The sequence below is a fragment of the Nocardia sp. NPDC051990 genome (genome assembly GCF_040680755.1).
GTDB lineage: Bacteria > Actinomycetota > Actinomycetes > Mycobacteriales > Mycobacteriaceae > Nocardia.
Window position 1 is genome coordinate 245,046 of sequence record NZ_JBFAXH010000001.1, and the last position, 17,587, is coordinate 262,632.

A 17,587-nucleotide genomic window follows, 5' to 3' on the forward strand; every position below is an offset into this window, starting at 1 on the left:
ATTCGTGCCATGCCAGTGGTTACGGAAGCGGATGTACGGGGAGCCCTCGCAAAGGTCGACGACCCGGAGATCCGCAAACCGATCACCGAATTGGGCATGGTGAAGAGCATCGTGATCGGTGCCGACAGCAATGTCCATATCGAGGTCTATCTGACGACGGCGGGCTGCCCGCTGCGCACCGAGATCACACAGCGGGTCACCAAGGCGGTGGCCGACGTCGCCGGCGTCGGCGCGATCACAGTGGACCTCGATGTGATGAGCGATGAGCAGCGCACGAACCTGCGCAAGCAGCTGCGTGGCGACTCCGCTGATCCGGTCATCCCGTTCGCCCAACCCGGTTCGCTCACCCGCGTGTACGCGGTGGCCTCCGGCAAGGGTGGCGTCGGAAAGTCCAGTGTCACAGTCAATCTCGCTGCCGCGATGGCCGCGCGCGGGCTGTCCGTCGGTGTGCTCGACGCGGATATCTACGGCCACTCGATTCCGCGAATGCTCGGTACCGACGCGCGCCCGACGCAGGTCGAGCGGATGATCATGCCGCCGCAGTCGCACAATGTGAAGCTGATTTCCATCGCGCAGTTCACCCAGGGCAATACGCCGGTGGTGTGGCGCGGTCCGATGCTGCACCGCGCACTGCAACAATTCCTTGCCGATGTGTTCTGGGGCGATCTCGATGTGCTGCTGCTGGATCTACCGCCCGGCACCGGCGATGTCGCGATCTCCATCGCGCAGCTGATCCCGAACGCGGAGATCCTGGTGGTTACCACGCCGCAGCCCGCCGCCGCCGAGGTCGCCGAACGCGCCGGTGCGATCGCACTGCAAACCCGGCAGCGGATCACGGGCGTTATCGAGAATATGTCCTGGCTCGATCTGCCCGACGGCACCCGAATGGACCTCTACGGTTCCGGTGGCGGCCAGTCCGTGGCCGAGCGTCTCACCCGGGCTGTCGGAGCGAATGTGCCATTGCTGGGCCAAATTCCGATCGAGCAAGGGTTGCGCGTGGCGGGTGACGAAGGCACCCCGATCGTCTTGTGCGATCCGGAGAATCCAGCGGCCAAAGCACTGCTCGAGATCGCCGAAAAACTCTCGGTGCGACGCCGCGGACTCGCGGGTATGTCGCTCGGAATCGATACGACTCGGCACCTGTAAAAGCTCAGGGCGACGACTGATTTCGTACGGACATGGGTAACTCATGGGGGACGGGCTGACTTGCGCGCAGCTCCACCGCCGACCGCCAACGTCACAGTTGTCGCGACTGAATCTGGCGCCTGAAGATTCGGGGAGGCGGACAGGCCCGGTGTCGGACCTAGCCAATAAGCTCGGGGACATGCTCACGCTGCTGCTGTATGTGTTGATCGTCGGTTTGGTCGCCGCAGTGCTGTTCCTGCTCGCCAGTGCGGTCTTCGGGCGGTCCGAGGAACTCGGACCACTGCCCGAGGGGACGACGGCGACCGTGCTGCCCGCCGAGGGCATCAGCGGGGCGGATGTGCGCGCCCTGCGCTTCCAGCAGGTGGTGCGTGGCTATAAAGCCGGTGAAGTGGACTGGGCGCTGACCCGGCTCGCGGCCAGAATCGATGAGCTGCAGCTCCAATTGGCGCAGGCATGCGGTGCTCAGACACCCAGCGCCCAGACACCGAGTGCCCAGCCGCCAAACGTCCAACTCCCGAAGCAGCCGCCGCAGTCGAGCGCACCGCACCAGCAGCCGCAGGCCGCGACCGTACAACCGAACGGCGCAATCGCCCAGCCGCAGACACCGACCGTCCAGCCACCACCGACCCCGCCGAACAACACCGCAGCCCAGCCACCGACCGCCCAGCAAGCCACACCCGTCCCGCCGAACGGCATGATCGCGCAGCCGCCGACCGCGCAACCATCCGCCGCCACGCCGCAGGCTCCGGTCGCGTATCAGATCCCCGGCGCACATCAGATACCGAACATGCAGCAGCACGCACCATTCGGGCTGGACCGGAAATGACCGCGGAAATCACCGTATCCGCGCAGGATACGACCGAATCCAATGGCAAGATCCGCTGCCCATGGTCGGAGGGCTCCCAGCTTTATCGGGATTATCACGACAACGAATGGGGCAAACCGCTGCACGGTGATGACGCCATGTTCGAACGCATGTGCCTCGAGGCATTCCAATCGGGACTGGCGTGGATCACCATCCTGCGCAAGCGTCCGGCCTTCCGCACCGCATTTGCCGGGTTCGCGATCGAGCGGGTCGCCGCCTTCGGCGATGACGATGTGGCGCGGCTGTTGGCCGACACCGGCATCGTCCGCAACCGGGCCAAAATCGAGGCGTCGATCGCCAACGCCCGGGTGGCCGCCAACCTCGAGTCCGGACTCGACGAGTTGATCTGGTCCTTCGCACCGGCCATCCGGCCGCGCCCGCGCACGGTTGCCGAGGTGCCCGCTACCACTGCCGAATCCATAGCTCTGGCAAAGGAGTTGAAGCGCCGCGGGTTCCGCTTCGTCGGCCCGACGACGGCCTACGCACTGATGCAGGCGACCGGAATGGTCGACGACCACCTGGCCGATTGTTGGGTACCGTAACAACTGCTTGCGGGTCACTCGAAAGGGTCAGCGGAAGGCCGTCCAACACAGGCCGAGCGATCACATTTCGAAGTCAGGTATCCGTCCACTCCGGCGATAGGGAAGAATGGGACGGGTGTAGCTCGCCAAATGCCGGCGAGCTCACTGGTTGGTGACAACTGGAGTTCCAAGAAAGTGCGCAGCATATCGCGCAGATCTGGAGGGAGCAGAGGATGGCGGCCATGAAGCCCCGCACCGGGGATGGTCCCCTCGAGGCAACCAAGGAAGGGCGTGGAATCGTGATGCGGGTTCCACTCGAGGGTGGCGGGCGTTTGGTCGTTGAGCTCACGCCGGATGAAGCGGCAGCGCTCGGTGACGAACTGAAGAGTGTCACCAGCTAACCCCACACTCGCTGATGTGGCCGGTCTGCTGGCCTGTCCGGAATGCGGCTCCGCAATGGAGTCGCGGGATCGGGCGCTGCGCTGCGGACACGGGCACAGTTTCGACATCGCCAAACAGGGTTACGTCAGCCTGTTGACCGGTGCGTCGACGAAAATGACCGGCGATACCTCGGCAATGCTGGACGCGCGGGCCGCGTTCCAGGTCGGGGGACATTTCGCGCCGATCGCTGAAGCGGTGGCCACGGCCATCGCGGCCGACGATCCAGTGCTCGACGGTGCCGCCGTGCTCGAGGTCGGTGCCGGAACCGGCTATTATCTGGCCGCCGTGCTCGAAGCCGTCCCGGCCATCGGGATCGCATTGGATGTGGCCAAACCCGCGGCCCGCCGCTGCGCCCGCGCCCATCCGCGTGCCGCCTCGATACTCGCCGACGCTTGGCGCGGACTGCCTGTTCGCGACGGTGCGCTGCATCGGGTGCTGTCGGTATTCGCCCCGCGTAATCCGGGTGAAGTCGCCAGGGTCCTCAGCGCCGAGGGCCGCTTCGTCGTCGCCACCCCCACCCCACGTCATCTGGCCGAGCTCGTCGGCCCACTGGGTATGGTGACGGTCGATCCGGACAAAGGCCGTCGTCTCACCGATGCCATGTCCGGTCACTTCGATGCCGCGGAACGCACTGTCGTCGAGTACCCGATGAAACTCACTCGCACCGATATCGGCAATGTCGTGGCGATGGGCCCGTCTGCCCACCATGCGACCCGGTATCTAGATGCGCTTCCGGACACGCTCGAGGTAACCGCCTCGGTCCAGATCTCGACCTACCGCCCGTACTCCGGCTGATCAGAATTTGCGGACCTGGTCGTAGATCGCGACGGTTTGAGCGGCAATCCGGAGCCAGTCGAATTCGGCAATGGCGCGGTGACGTCCGGCGGCACCGAATCCGGCGGCGAGCGCTGTATCACCGGCGACCTGGTTGACCGCCGCGGCCAGATCGTGTTCGTACTGCTCTGGCGCATTCGCGTCGTAGTGCACCAGGCGACCGGTCTGTCCGTCCACGACCACCTCGGGAATGCCGCCGACATCGGAGGCGACCACCGCGGTCGCGCAGGCCATGGCCTCGAGATTCACGATCCCGAGCGGTTCGTAGACCGAGGGGCACACGAACATCGTGGCCGCGGCCAGAATCTGGCGGATCTGCTCGGTCGGCAGCATTTCGCGCACCCAGAACACATTGCCACGCGACGCGGTGAGTTCGGTGACGGCCGCGGCCACCTCGGTTTCCAGCTCGCGAGTGTCCGGCGCACCAGCGCACAGCACCAACTGGATCTCGGGATCGAAGTCGCGGGCGGCAGCGAGCAGATGCCCGACACCCTTCTGCCGGGTGATACGACCGACGAAGGCCACGATCGGCCGGTCGGCGCGCACGCCCAATTCGTCCAGGATGGTCTTGGTTTCCCCGACCGGCGGTCCCGGATGCCAAACGTCCGCGTCGATACCGTTGTGCACCACATGCACCCGGTCCGGATCGATCGTCGGATAGGCGTCGAGCACATCGTGGCGCATACCCTCACTCACCGCGATGATCGCGTCCGCGTATTCGACGGCATTGCGCTCCGACCAGGACGACAGCCGATAGCCGCCGCCGAGCTGTTCGGCCTTCCACGGCCGCCGCGGCTCCAGCGAATGGGCGGTCAACACATGCGGTATCCCATAGAGCGTTGCGGCGAGGTGTCCGGCCAGCCCGGTATACCAGGTATGCGAATGCACCACGTCCACCTCACCCGCGGCATCGGCCATCCGCAGCTGGGCCGACAGCATCTGCATCGCGGCGTTGGCAGCGTAGAGCATCGGATCCGGTTGGTGCACTACGGCATCCGTGCGATGGACCCCCATACAATGCACCGTCACCTCGCACAACTGCCGCAACCGCGCAGCCAACTGGGTGACATGGACACCTGCCCCGCCGTACACCTCGGGGGGATATTCGCGCGTCAACATCGCGATGCGAAGCCGGCCGTGATCGCCGGCCCCCGCCCCCGCACCCCCGCCACCAGTGCCGAAACTCACGGCTTCAAACTAGACGTTCACTTTGGCATGGGCCACCTGTACCCGCGTCGCGCGGTAGTTTGGCAGGTGTGAGGAGCCAGCCGCACGTACTCGGGATCGTGCTCGCCGGTGGCGAGGGTAAGCGCCTGTTCCCCCTCACCGCGGATCGGGCCAAACCGGCTGTACCCTTCGGCGGTGCGTATCGCCTGATCGACTTCGTACTCAGCAATCTCGTCAACGCGGGCTATCTGCGCCTGTGTGTGCTCACCCAGTACAAATCGCATTCACTGGACCGGCACATCTCGCAGACCTGGCGGCTTTCCGGTTTCGCCGGTGAATACATCACGCCGGTACCCGCGCAGCAACGGCTCGGTCCGCGCTGGTACACCGGCAGCGCCGACGCGATCATGCAGTCGCTCAACCTGATCTACGACGAGGACCCGGACTACATCGTGGTCTTCGGTGCCGATCACGTGTACCGGATGGATCCGGAGCAGATGGTCCAGCACCACATCGACTCCGGCGCGGGCGTCACGGTCGCGGGCATCCGGGTGCCACGCCGCGATGCCAGCGCGTTCGGCTGCATCGATTCCGACGAGTCCGGGCGGATCATCCAATTCCTGGAGAAGCCCGCGCATCCGCCGGGCACACCGGACGATCCGAACGTCACCTTCGCATCGATGGGCAACTACGTGTTCACCACCAAGGTGCTGGTCGATTCGATCCGCGCCGATTCCGACAACTCCGATTCCGATCACGACATGGGCGGCGACATCATCCCGGCGCTGGTCGCCGCGGGCGAGGCCGCGGTCTACGACTTCGCCGACAACGAGGTACCCGGCGCCACCGAACGCGATCGCGGCTACTGGCGCGATGTCGGCACCATCGACGCCTTCTACGAGGCGCATATGGATCTGGTGTCGGTACATCCGGTCTTCAATCTCTATAACAAGCACTGGCCCATTCGCGGTGCGGCGGAGAATCTGCCGCCCGCCAAATTCGCGCAGGGCGGGCTCGCGCAGGAATGCGTGGTCGGAGCCGGTTGCATCCTCTCGGCCGCGACCGTGCGTAATTCGGTACTCAGCTCCAATGTCATGGTCGACGACGGCGCGACCGTCGAGGGCAGCGTGCTGATGCCCGGCGTCCGGATCGGACGCGGCGCGGTGGTGCGGCGCGCGATCTTGGACAAGAACGTGGTCGTCGGCGAGGGCGAGATCATCGGCGTGGATCTGGACCGGGATCGCGATCGTTTCGCGGTCAGCAACGGCGGCGTGGTGACGGTCGGCAAGGGCGTCTGGGTCTAGCCGAAATCGCTACGACGGATTCGTCGGACAGAACGGCGCGCAGGGGCCAGGTGTCTTCGGCACAGACGTGGTCGGCGACTTATCGCCGAAATCGGCAGTGACGACCAATAGCATCAGGACAACGGCGAGACCGAGCACCAGTACAAGCACAATCGCGGACCGGCCCCAGTTGATCGGGCGATCTCGATCATCGTCGCGAAACACACTGAACCTCTCCCCGATGGCCACCGCGGGACATCCTCTACTCCTTGATACCCAGTCGGCGGCGGTTTCGCGCGAATATTTCCGACGGCTATCGCGGGCCGGGTTCCGGTGGCGCGACGGTGACTGGGTAGAACGGTGCGCAGGGACCGGGAGTCGGCGGGACTTTCGTTTACTTGGTACCGAAATCGGTATTACTGACCCCAGCACCAACATGGCCAGCACCATGCGGAAAATCAGAATGCGAAGTGCGGGCACCAGGCAACCGCCGCGTGCTCGTCCAGCTTTGATCATGTGGCCGATATGGCCGATTTCTACTAGCCGCGCGATGCGCAGAGCAGACCGTCACCGACCGGAATCAGCACACTCGTGAGTTCGGGATCCTCGGCGATCGCCCTAGTCGCGGCGCGCACGGCCTGGGTTGCCGGATCGCGCTGGGTCTGGTCCGGAACCCGGCCGCCGAGCAGCGCATTGTGCAGCAGGATCGCGCCGCCGACCCGCAGCAGCCGCACGGCCTGGGCGACGTATTGCGGATGCTCGAGCGGGGCCGCATCGATGAATACCAGGTCATAGGCACCGTCGGCGAGCCGAGGCAGCACATCGAGGGCTCGGCCGTTGATCAATCGGGTACGCGCGGGCGGAATCTCCGCGGTGCGGAATGCCTCCTTGGCCGCGCGCTGATGCTCGGGTTCGGAATCGATGGTGGTCAGGGTCCCGTCCTCGCGCATACCATCCAGTAGCCACAGCCCGCTGATCCCCGCGCCCGTCCCCACCTCGACCACCGCACGCGCGCCGAGCAACTGGGCATACATGCTCAGCAGGGCGCCGACCGAGGGTGGTACAGGTAAGGCACCGAGTTCAGTGGCCCGCTCACGCGCGCTGATGAGGACCTCGTCTTCCACGACGGATTCCTCCACGTAGGAGAGGTTTCGCTCCAGATTCGATGCCACGCCTATGAATCTAGGGCACGAAGTCGCAAGTTTGGCTCATCGGTGAAGCGTTATCCCGTGGCCGAGCGATTAATTGTTTGTCGGGGGGCAGCGGACGGATTCTCAGGTGTCCCTCAGGATCTCCATACCCCCGGCATATCGAGGCAAGAAAGAGTATGGCACGTAAGACCGACCGACCGACCGGCACGGGGACGCGGGAACAACGACATACCGCTCGTCTGTTGTAACCCTACGTGACGATCCGAGACCCGGATCGCCGCCAGCTGCCACGGTCCCGAGTAGGAGGTATCACCATCCACATGGACAGAGGGTCTTTTTCTGCGGTCCCGGTGCCCTCCGTGATTACGCAAACTCCCGCCTCCGGGCCAGTCGCTCAGGCCGGGGCGGTGCGCGAGTTCGCCACCCTGCCAGCGCACACTCTCTCGACGGAAGCGGCGCAAGTTCTCTCGATGGAGACCGAAATGCACGACGACGACGGCACCGAAGTCGAGCTGACCGGAACCGCGGCCTTCGATGCGACGGGCGACCGTTCCGCGATGCCGTCCTGGGACGAGTTGGTCCGCGAACACGCCGACCGGGTCTACCGGCTGGCCTACCGACTTTCCGGCGACGCTCAGGACGCCGATGATCTGACCCAGGAAACCTTCATCCGGGTATTCCGTTCGCTGTCGAATTATCAACCGGGCACCTTCGAGGGCTGGCTGCACCGCATCACGACGAACCTGTTCCTCGATATGGTGCGCCGACGCAATCGGATCCGGATGGAGGCGCTGCCCGAGGATTACGACCGGGTGCCCGCCGACGGCCCGAGTCCGGAGCAGGCCTATCACGACGCCCGCCTGGATCCCGACCTGCAATCCGCCCTGGATTCGCTGGCTCCGGAGTTCCGTGCGGCCGTCGTGCTCTGTGATATCGAGGGCCTGTCCTACGAGGAGATCGGTGCGACCCTCGGTGTCAAACTCGGCACCGTGCGCAGCCGCATCCATCGCGGCCGTCAGGCACTGCGCGACTACCTTGCGCATAATGGAAGTGAGCAGCGATTCGCTGCTGACGCGAACCTGGGGTGATCCGGCGGAAGCCGAACCGCACCCGACGGCCGGATATCCGTTCGGTCGAGCGTAGGAGTGGATGATGTCGGTTGGAAGGTGAGCACTGAATGAGTGGCGACGCCAGCACGTCAGGTCGTCCCCGTTTCCGTCCCACCGAGCATCTGGCCAGCGAGGCGATCGCGGCCTATGTGGACGGCGAACTGCGGATGAATGCCTATCTGCGTGCCGCCCAACATCTTTCCGTCTGCCCCGAATGTGCGGCGGAGGTCGACGCACAGCAGCAGGCGCGGGTCGCGTTGCGCCGGGCCGGCCAGGTGTCGATTCCGACCGACCTGCACGACAGTCTCACCCGTATTCCGCTCGCCGAACTGCCCGGCGGCGCGACGAGCGCGGCCAGCCAGTCGCCCGCCGGAAGCCCGCGCAATGAGGCGGTTTTCGGATTTTTGACCGATTCGTTTACCGCGACCCGGTGGACAACCTGGTGGCGCAAGTAGAGTTTGGCGAGTGACCACCGAATCGACGAATTCCGGGCCGTCGGAATCGCGGCCCACCACAGGCGACACCACCGATTCGGCAACCAGGGGGAAGCTGAATTCACCCGCCCCGCTGAGGCCGTCGGACGCGCCCGTACTCGGACCGCGCCCGGTCTACCGCCCCCACGTGGACAGTCACACGGCGCACACGTTCCGTCGCCCGGCCGGCCAAGCCGGTTCATTCGGCGAGCAGCCCGAGCCGACCGGCTCGAGCGTTCCGCAGCTCGGCCCGGAACTGCACAACAGCCCGCCCGACGCCGTACTCGCCGAAGCATTCGGACGCCCCGCTGGCTCCACCGAACTCCTGCAGCGTGATCCCGACGTCGCCGACACCGACGCGCCGGTGGCCGGTCCGGCCGATCCGTGGCGCGATCCCGATGCCGCCGCCCGCCTCGGCGCACCAGCCGTCGCCACCCCGCGACCCGCACCGCTGCCGCAGGCGCGGAAGCTCTCGGCCAGGGAGGTGCTCTTCGGCTCCCAGGTGGCGCCCAAGGCGCTGGCCCTGCTCACGGCCGTCGCGCTCGCCATCGGTGTGCTCGGCGGCCTGGTCGGCCGGCTGACCGCGGAGGCGACCTCACCGTTGACCTCACGCAAGGTAACCCTCGAACAGTCCGGTGAGATCGAGCGCCCGCACGGCCTGATCGCCAAGGTGGCCAATGCGGTGTTGCCCTCGGTGGTCTCGATCCGCGTCACGGTCGGTGACAATGGCGCGACCGGGTCCGGTGTCGTGATCGACGGTGCGGGCTACATCGCGACCAACAATCACGTGATTTCGATGGCGGCACAGGATAAGTCGAACCGGGCCGCCATTCAGGTGACCTTCTCCGACGGCAGCCGGGTGCCCGCGAATATCGTCGGACGCGATCCGAAGACCGATCTGGCGGTGCTGCGGGTCGATGTGAAGAATCTCACTGTCGCCAATCTGGGCAAGTCCAAGGACGTCCAGGTGGGTGACGATGTGCTGGCGATCGGTTCGCCGCTCGGCCTGAGCAAGACCGTCACCTCCGGCATTGTCAGTGCTCTGCACCGTCCGGTGGCGCTGTCCGGTGAGGGCAGCGATACCAAGGCCGTCATCGACGCGGTGCAGACCGACGCCGCGATCAACCCGGGTAACTCCGGTGGTGCCCTGGTGGACATGGACGGCCGGGTCATCGGCATCAATACCGCGATCCGCAGTGAGACCGGTGGTTCGGTCGGCCTCGGCTTCGCGATTCCGGTGGATATGGTGACCAGTATCGCGCAGACCCTGATCCGCGACGGACAGGTGCACCACCCGAAAATCGGTCTCAGCGCCCGCAGCAAGCAGGTCGCCAATGATGTGATGAGCGGCGCGGCCGTCGCCGACGTGGAACCCGGTGGGCCCGCGGCCAAGGCCGGCATCGTCGAGAACGACGTCATCGTGAAGATCGGCGATCGCGAGGTGACCGGCCCGGACGAGCTGGTGGTCGCCGTGCAGCAGCGCCGGATCGGCGACACGGTGAACGTACAGTTGATCCGGGATGGCAGGCAGGTGGACGTACCGGTCACGCTGGAATCGGACTGATCCGCGGATGACATCCGGAGCGGCTCGGCCACATCCGCCCAGGTAGCCTGGATTCGTGTTCAGCAACATCAGCTGGGGCGAGATGGTAATCCTCCTCGTCGCCGCCCTCGTGATCCTCGGCCCGGAGCGACTGCCCGGGGCGATTCGCTGGACCACGCAGAGCCTGCGCAAAGTCCGCGACTATGCCAGCGGTGCGACCCAGCAGCTGCAGCAGGAGCTCGGGCCCGAATTCGAGGACCTGCGTAAGCCGCTGGCCGATCTGAACGAGCTGCGCCAGATGTCGCCGCGCCAGATGGTCACCAAACATCTTCTGAATGGCGACGATTCGGTCTTCCGCGAATTCGAGAAGGCGATCCCGGATAACCAGGGCCTGCTCGGCACCAGCAGCGGCATGCCGGACTACCCGATGCCCAAGCTCGAAAAGCCGTTGGAGCGCAACGAACGTCCGCCGATCGACACCGACGCGACCTAACTGGGTTTTGGCAGCGCTGGGTTTTTGGCGGCGCGGTGCGGCGTGTTCGCGGCCCTCTGGTGTCTGGCGTCCGAGCCGTCGAGACTCGCTCCGTGTAGTCGCTAGAGCAGGAAAAGTGCTTGTGCGTCAAGAAGACTAGACGCAACACGGTGTCGAGATGTCTAGACTTCGCACATGTCGGCCGATGACGTGGCGCGCGTTTTCGCGATCGAAGATAAAGTCGAGCGACTCAAGGCGGCCACCGATGGGGTGGCGGCGGCCCAACAGACCATCAACGAACTGACCCGTATCCGCAGGGCGGTGATCCGGGAACTTCATGCCGAAGGCTGGACCTTCGCCAGAATCGGTGCGGCGGCGGGACTTTCCCGTGCGCGAATCCATCAGGTGAGCACCCAGGGTCCCGTGCCGGAAGGTCTGTTCTTCGGGCACGGATCGCTCACGATAATCGCTCCGGAGGTTCGCGGTGGCCGAGTGCTCGGCGCACCGGATCCGAACGCGGCGCAACGACTGGTGGAGCTACTGCGCGAACTCGGCTTCACGGCAACGGTCGAACACTTCCTGCCGGGCCGACCCGTTGACCTGAACCGCGACGGACTGATCGTGCTCGGCGGGCCCGAACTGTCCCCGAGCATCCGTCAACTCATCGCGGCGGATCCGCGACTGCGGCGTGCGGTGGCACGAGCCGGGGACGCTCGGCGCGGCATCGAGGATCGGGCGGCCCGGCGGGTATACCGGCCGGGCGGACCGGAACCGCACGATATCGCCTATATCGCCCGCCTCCCGCGTCCCGATGGACGCGGCACCGCGCTGATCATCGACGGCCTGCATCCGCCCGGTTCCCTCGGCGCAATCCGTTTGCTCGCAACCAGATTGGCCACGCTGCACGAACGCGCTGCCGCACATCTGTTTTCGGTGCTGGTCGCCATCCGCTACGACCGTTCCACCGGCGAGCCGGTCGATGCCGATCTGCTCACACCGGTGTACCGGCACGACGCCGAGCCCAGAGCCATCTCCCGCCTCAGACGCTGAGTTGTTCGACTTCCGGAACCTTTTGGCACCGAGAAAGGCAGACCTCAGCGGAACAACACTTCAGCGTCGTCGACTAGGCCACGCACTGCGGGACGCACGCCAAGCGCGGGTTCGACGCTCGACCACGTAGCGGCGGCAACCAAAATCAGCAAGGCTCCGTCGAGCCGGATGGGCACTCGAAAGCACCAGGGATCTTCGTCGGTTCAGGCTGCGGCGCAGGCCGGGCGCAGCGTATTCATCGGCGGGCGGTCGGCGAGGGAGACCTCCGTGCTGTGCGCGGTGAAAGCATCGCCGATCAGGTGGAACTGGGTCAGGGCGGCGCCGGAATCTTGGACGCCGCTGCGGTTGAAGACGGTGCCGAGGATCTGACGGCTCATTACGCCGAGATCGGCCAGCGGGCGGTTGCGGTGGGTGCGCACACCCAGATTCACCTGACCGATCGCGGACAGGCCGAGGCGGTCGTAGGTATCGAGGAGCAAGCCGATCTCCACGCCGTAGCCGGGGGCGAACGGCACCGAGGTGAGCAGTTCGCGGGTGCCGGCGTATTCGCCGCCGAGCGGCTGCAGCACCTGCGACAGTTCCGGACGCAAAGCGGCGAGCAATGGACGGGCTACGAGTTCGGTGACGCGACCGCCACCGTGTGCGTCCACGGCACCGGCCTGGCGCAGCGGCCTGCGGTAGTAGGCCTTAACCAGATGCATATCGTCGACGAGCAGCAGCGGGCCGAGCAGCTTCGGCACAAAGGCCGGATCCGGGTCGATCAGATCGGAGTCGACGAAGGCGATGACATCGCCGCTGGTCACCGCCAGCGACCGCCACAGCACCTCGCCCTTGCCCGGCAACGGATCGAGTTCGGGGACGGCCTGTTCCCGGCTGATCACCTCGGCGCCGGCGGCCAGCGCGCATTCGATGGTGGTGTCGGTCGATCCGGAATCGAGCACGATCAGCTCGTCGACCAGGGTGCCGACCAGCGGTCGAATACTGGCCACCACATCGGCGACAGTGTTCTCTTCGTTCAGTGCGGGCAGCACCACCGAAACGGTGCGTCCGCGCTTGGCGGCGATCAGTTCGTCGACCGTCCAGTCCGGGGTGTCCCAGGTATTCGTCGTCCCCCAGACGGGGCTCTCGTGGTGGTGGAAATTCATACCAGACCTCGCAGGGTTCGTGCGGGGGGCCGGATGCCCTGTATCGCGGCGATCATGTCCACGACGCGCCGGGTTTCGGCAACCTCGTGCACTCGGAAGACTCGGGCGCCGGCGGCCGCCGACCATGCTGTTGCTGCCAATGTGCCCTCCAACCGTTCGGATAGACCGACACCTAAAGTCTCCCCGATGAAATCCTTGTTGCTCAGCGCCATCAAGACTGGCCATCCGGTATTTACAAGAACGTCGATTCCCCGCAACAACTCGAGCCCGTGATAAGTGTTCTTGCCGAAATCATGGGTCGGATCAATCAGAATCGAATCCTTACGAACCCCGGCCGCGGCCGCCTCTTCGGCGGCGCGCCGCACGGTTTGGGTTACTTCTGCCACCACGTCGGCATAACGCACCCGATGCGGACGGGTGCGCGGGAGCGCCCCGCCGGTGTGGCTGCACACGATGCCGACGCCGCGATCGGCGGCCACGTGCACCAGATCCGGATCGGCGCCCGCCCAGGTGTCATTGATCAGATCCGCCCCCGCGGTGACGGCGGCCTCGGCTACCTCGGCGCGCCAGGTATCGATGCTGATCAGTAGCTCCGGATACTTCTCCCGGATCGCCGCGACGAACGGGACCACGCGACAAGCCTCTTCCGCCGCATCGACCACGGTGCCCGGACCGGCCTTCACCCCACCGATATCGACCAGATCGGTGCCATCGTCGACAGCGCGCGCTACCGCATCCATGGCGGCCGCGTCGGAGAAGGTGGCGCCTTGGTCGTAGAAGGAGTCGGGAGTGCGGTTGACGATGGCCATGACCAGCGCCCGATCCGTCGCCACCGGCTTGCCGCACAAGGTTGGCAGCGGCGCTGCGGTGGGGCTGAACATGCAACCGACTGTAGCTTCCCCGCCGCCCCGGGTACTTAGGCCGTACAAATAAGTGCCACTCGGTTCGCGTTCAGGTCCTGATCGAGGACTGGGCGGACCCGATGTGCTCACGGAACCGGTGATCTCGTGGTCAGTTCTTGGGCGCGCGAGCCGCGGCGACGTCGGCGGCGTATTCGTCGTAGGCCGGGATATAGCCGTCGGTGCGGCCGGCGAGCACATACAGCCGACTGTCGGCGTCGGGCGCGTAACCCTGCTTGCGGAGTTCGACCTTGCGGCTCTTGAAGGTGGAGGTCTGCTCGAGTTCGGTGACGACCCGGATGAACAATGGGACCGCATAGCCGGGCAATCGGGAGTAGGCCAGCTCGGCGAGTGTGCGGCCGTCGAATTCGGCGTCCGGGTACAGCGTCACCGCCGCCATGCCCGCTTTGCCATCGGTGCCGGGGATATCCACACCGAAGACGACCGCCTGCGAGATCGCGTCGGATTCGGCGAGTGCCCCCTCGACCTCGGTGGTGGCGACATTCTCACCCTTCCAGCGGAAGGTATCGCCGAGCCGATCGACGAAGGCGATATGGTGCCAGCCCTGATCGCGCACCAGGTCACCGGTGTCGAACCACACGTCGCCGTCCTCGAAACCGTTGCGAACCAGCTTCGCCTCGGAGGCGGCCTTATCGGTATAGCCATCGGCAGGCGAGCGGTCGGTGACCTTGGCCAGCAGCAGGCCGACCCCGCCGCCCGGCACCCGGCGCAGCCGACCGTCCTTGTCGCGCTTGGCCTTTCCGGTCGCATCGTTGTATTCGACGATGGCATAGGGCAACGGCCCGAAGCCCGCGGTGCGATCCACCCCGAAGGCATTGACGAAGGCGATATTCACCTCGCTGGCACCGTAGAACTCGACAATCCTGCCGATGCCGAAACGGCGCTCGAGCTCGTCCCACAGCTCGGGCCGCAGACCATTACCGACGATGAGCCGGACCCGGTGCTGCCGATCGGTCGGCTTGTCCGGCTGATTGAGCAGGTAGCGGCAGAGTTCACCGATATAGATGAACGCGGTTGCCTGCTCCCGGATGATCTCGTCCCAGAACCGGGAGGCGGAGAACTGCCTACCGAGTGCGAAGGTGCCGCCTGCGGCGAGCACCGACGACAGCGCGACGGTCAGTGCGTTGTTGTGATAGAGCGGCAGGCAGCAATACAGAGTGTCCTTGCCGTGCAGGCGAATTCCGAGTCCGCCGAGTCCGGACATGCTCTTGGTCCAGCGCAGATGTGTCATGACACTGGCCTTGGGCAGGCCGGTGGTGCCGGAGGTGAAGATCAGGAAGGCGCGTTCCTTCGCGGTGATCTGCGCGCAGCTCGGCGGATCGGCCGGATCGGCATCCTCGGCCATTTTGTGCAGATCCTGTGAAAAGAGCACATTGGCAAGGGGTTCGGCGAGTGAGTCCAATGCCGCCCGGCATTCCTCGCCGACCACATTGAGCACGCTGTCGAGCAATCCGAAACTGTGGGCGAGCACCTGGTCGCGCTGGTGGTGGTTCAGCAAACCGACCGCCGCACCGAGTTTCACGGTGGCCAGCACCACGAACAGGGTTTCCGGACGGTTGGTCATCAGCACGCCGACCACGTCACCGCGGCGCACGCCACGGTCGGCCAGCACCCGCGCGTACCGGTTCACCTGCGCGTTGACCGCGCCGTAGCTGAAGGTAAGGCCCTCGTACTTCAGGAACGGCCGGTCCGGATGCCGGCGCGCCTTGCGCTGGAAGTACAGCCCGACCGACGATTTGTCATCCGCCCGCACCAGCATGCCGAGCGCGCCGCGCACCATGGACGGTGCGTCGAATGCCATGGGCGGCAACCGCTTCACAATGTCGAACAGGCTGACCTTGGTTCGGGCTGCGGTGCCCACAGTGTCAGACCTCCTCGTCGAAAATGGTACCCAGCTCCTGCACCGCCTCGGATGCCCGCACCGGTTTCAATGCCGCGAAGGCCGCGGGCAGATCGTTGACCACGGTGATCCGGGCCATGGCCGACTGAGATACGAACTTCCGGTCGAACAGTTCATCCAACCAGTCGAAAAGACCTCGATAGAAACCGTTGTGGTCGAGTACGACCACCGGTTTACCATGTTGGCCCAGATAACCACCGGTCCAGGTTTCGAAGAATTCCTCCAGCGTGCCGATGCCGCCGGGCAGGGCGAGGAAGGCGTCGGCGCGGTCCTCCATGACCTGTTTGCGCTGGCGCATGGTGTCGGTGACGATCAACTCGTCGGCATCGACATCTGCTACTTCCTGGTGCACCAAGCGTTTCGGGATCACTCCGAGGGTGTACGCACCACCCGCACGGGCACCCGTGGCGACCGCGCCCATCATCGAGACATGACCGCCGCCGGAGACCAATTGCCAACCGCGCCTTGCGATCTCGGTGCCGACCCGGGCGGCGAGGGCGAGCATCGCCGGATCGGCGGTGCTGGCCGAGCAGTAGACGCAGACCGCGTATCCGCGCGCGGCTGTGTTCATTATTCGTTCGCCGCGGCCACTCACCACTGATCCTCCGTCCCGAGGGCGTCGGTATCGGTGGCACCGTCCGCGGTGGCCAGGATGATCTGCACGACCTCCTCGACGCTATCGGTCACATGCAGCAGGCCGAGGTCGCCCGGGGAGATCTTGCCGGAGCCGCCGAGCGAATCGCGCAGCCAGTCGACGAGCCCGGCCCAGTACTTGCTGCCGAACAGGATGATCGGGAAGCGGGTGATCTTATGGGTCTGCACCAGGGTGAGCGCCTCGAACAGTTCGTCCAGGGTGCCGAATCCGCCCGGCAGGCAGATGAATGCCTGCGAGTACTTCACGAACATGGTCTTGCGCGCGAAGAAATAGCGGAAATTGATGCCGAGGTCGACCCATTCGTTGAGGCTCTGCTCGAACGGCAACTCGATGCCGAGTCCGATCGAGTACCCGCCCGCCTCCGACGCGCCCCGGTTGGCGGCCTCCATCACGCCGGGACCGCCGCCGGTGATCACCGCGAATCCGGCCTGTGCCAGCGCGCCGCCGATGGCCTTGGCAGCGTGGTATTCCGGATGCCCAGTCGGCGTGCGGGCCGAACCGAATACAGTGACCGCGCGCGGCAGTTCGGCGAGCGCACCGAAGCCCTCGACGAATTCGGCCTGGATGCGCAGTACCCGCCACGGATCGGTATGCACCCAATCGCTGGGTCCGTGCCGGTCCAACAGGTTCTGGTCGGCGGTGCCACCCGGTTTGCGATCGCGACGGAACATGATCGGTCCGCGGAATTTGGGTGTCGACTTCGGCGGGCTTGCGATCTCGTTATCGGCGGCTTCGGTGGACATGGCGCCCACGCTACCGGGCTGGTCCGCCTCGCTCCCCCGCCTCCCCGAACCTTTAGGCGGCTCCCCCGCCTCTCCGAACCTTTAGGCGGCTCCCCCGCCTCTCCGAACCTTTAGGCGGCTCCCCCGCCTCTCCGAACCTTTAGGCGGCTCCCCCGCCTCTCCGAACCTT

At 65.6% G+C, this 17,587-nt stretch carries 17 protein-coding genes and 1 pseudogene; 11 read left to right on the forward strand and 7 right to left on the reverse strand.

What is annotated here, in order from left to right; all coding sequences use genetic code 11:
* Positions 1-9: 9 nt before the first annotated feature.
* From AB0L63_RS01145 to AB0L63_RS01165, 5 genes and pseudogenes are all read left to right on the forward strand, one after another.
* Positions 10-1,146 (forward strand): Mrp/NBP35 family ATP-binding protein, encoded by a 1,137-nt coding sequence (locus AB0L63_RS01145; protein WP_364492955.1) that lies wholly within the window; start codon positions 10-12, stop codon positions 1,144-1,146.
* Between the two features lie 178 nt (positions 1,147-1,324).
* A pseudogene (locus AB0L63_RS01150) lies at positions 1,325-1,594 on the forward strand (DivIVA domain-containing protein); the annotation flags it as partial.
* 374 nt (positions 1,595-1,968) lie between these two features.
* Positions 1,969-2,553 (forward strand): DNA-3-methyladenine glycosylase I, encoded by a 585-nt coding sequence (locus tag AB0L63_RS01155; protein WP_364492957.1) that lies wholly within the window; start codon positions 1,969-1,971, stop codon positions 2,551-2,553.
* 212 nt (positions 2,554-2,765) lie between these two features.
* The gene (locus AB0L63_RS01160) at positions 2,766-2,933 is read left to right on the forward strand and encodes a DUF3117 domain-containing protein (protein WP_011211259.1); all 168 of its coding nucleotides are present in this window, start codon (positions 2,766-2,768) and stop codon (positions 2,931-2,933) included.
* Entirely contained in the window at positions 2,920-3,768 is an 849-nt protein-coding gene (locus tag AB0L63_RS01165) for a putative RNA methyltransferase (protein WP_364492959.1), read from the forward strand. The genes AB0L63_RS01160 and AB0L63_RS01165 overlap by 14 nt, the downstream gene beginning before the upstream one ends.
* Here AB0L63_RS01165 and glgA read toward each other — a convergent pair whose 3' ends face one another.
* Positions 3,769-4,926, reverse strand: a complete 1,158-nt coding sequence (gene glgA, locus AB0L63_RS01170; protein ID WP_364493942.1) for a glycogen synthase — start codon at positions 4,924-4,926, stop codon at positions 3,769-3,771.
* A 137-nt stretch (positions 4,927-5,063) separates the two neighbouring features.
* Here glgA and glgC point away from each other — a divergent pair, with 137 nt between their 5' ends.
* Positions 5,064-6,278, forward strand: a complete 1,215-nt coding sequence (gene glgC / locus AB0L63_RS01175) for a glucose-1-phosphate adenylyltransferase (protein WP_364492961.1) — start codon at positions 5,064-5,066, stop codon at positions 6,276-6,278.
* Between the two features lie 518 nt (positions 6,279-6,796).
* On the opposite strand, the gene AB0L63_RS01180 is transcribed toward glgC, so the two are convergent.
* Positions 6,797-7,435 (reverse strand): O-methyltransferase, encoded by a 639-nt coding sequence (locus AB0L63_RS01180; protein WP_364493945.1) that lies wholly within the window; start codon positions 7,433-7,435, stop codon positions 6,797-6,799.
* Between the two features lie 293 nt (positions 7,436-7,728).
* Here AB0L63_RS01180 and sigE point away from each other — a divergent pair, with 293 nt between their 5' ends.
* From sigE to AB0L63_RS01205, 5 genes are all read left to right on the forward strand, one after another.
* A complete protein-coding gene (sigE, locus tag AB0L63_RS01185) occupies positions 7,729-8,496 on the forward strand; it encodes an RNA polymerase sigma factor SigE (protein ID WP_364492963.1) in 768 nt (255 codons plus the stop codon).
* Positions 8,497-8,585: 89 nt separating this feature from the next.
* Positions 8,586-8,972, forward strand: coding sequence for a hypothetical protein (locus tag AB0L63_RS01190; protein WP_364492965.1), 387 nt, complete (start codon positions 8,586-8,588; stop codon positions 8,970-8,972).
* Positions 8,973-8,982: 10 nt separating this feature from the next.
* Positions 8,983-10,554: a trypsin-like peptidase domain-containing protein gene (locus AB0L63_RS01195; protein ID WP_364492967.1), complete on the forward strand. Its 1,572-nt coding sequence runs from the start codon at positions 8,983-8,985 to the stop codon at positions 10,552-10,554.
* A 55-nt stretch (positions 10,555-10,609) separates the two neighbouring features.
* Positions 10,610-11,026: a Sec-independent protein translocase protein TatB gene (gene tatB / locus AB0L63_RS01200; RefSeq protein WP_364492969.1), complete on the forward strand. Its 417-nt coding sequence runs from the start codon at positions 10,610-10,612 to the stop codon at positions 11,024-11,026.
* Between the two features lie 174 nt (positions 11,027-11,200).
* Complete coding sequence (locus AB0L63_RS01205; protein WP_364492971.1) at positions 11,201-12,055, forward strand: hypothetical protein; 855 nt, start codon at positions 11,201-11,203, stop codon at positions 12,053-12,055.
* A 203-nt stretch (positions 12,056-12,258) separates the two neighbouring features.
* Here the strand turns inward: AB0L63_RS01205 and AB0L63_RS01210 are convergent, their stop codons facing one another.
* The 5 genes from AB0L63_RS01210 to AB0L63_RS01230 all read right to left on the reverse strand — a co-directional run bounded on the left by AB0L63_RS01210 (position 12,259) and on the right by AB0L63_RS01230 (position 17,418).
* Positions 12,259-13,200 (reverse strand): glucosyl-3-phosphoglycerate synthase, encoded by a 942-nt coding sequence (locus AB0L63_RS01210; protein WP_364492973.1) that lies wholly within the window; start codon positions 13,198-13,200, stop codon positions 12,259-12,261.
* A complete protein-coding gene (folP, locus tag AB0L63_RS01215) occupies positions 13,197-14,081 on the reverse strand; it encodes a dihydropteroate synthase (RefSeq protein ID WP_364492976.1) in 885 nt (294 codons plus the stop codon). The genes AB0L63_RS01210 and folP overlap by 4 nt, the downstream gene beginning before the upstream one ends.
* A gap of 130 nt (positions 14,082-14,211) precedes the next feature.
* Positions 14,212-15,981, reverse strand: a complete 1,770-nt coding sequence (locus AB0L63_RS01220; protein ID WP_364492978.1) for a long-chain-acyl-CoA synthetase — start codon at positions 15,979-15,981, stop codon at positions 14,212-14,214.
* 4 nt (positions 15,982-15,985) lie between these two features.
* Positions 15,986-16,591 carry a TIGR00730 family Rossman fold protein gene (locus AB0L63_RS01225; RefSeq protein WP_364492980.1) on the reverse strand — a complete coding sequence of 202 codons (606 nt, stop codon included), beginning with the start codon at positions 16,589-16,591 and terminating at the stop codon, positions 15,986-15,988.
* Positions 16,592-16,611: 20 nt separating this feature from the next.
* Positions 16,612-17,418 (reverse strand): TIGR00730 family Rossman fold protein, encoded by an 807-nt coding sequence (locus tag AB0L63_RS01230; RefSeq protein ID WP_364492983.1) that lies wholly within the window; start codon positions 17,416-17,418, stop codon positions 16,612-16,614.
* Positions 17,419-17,587: the final 169 nt, after the last annotated feature.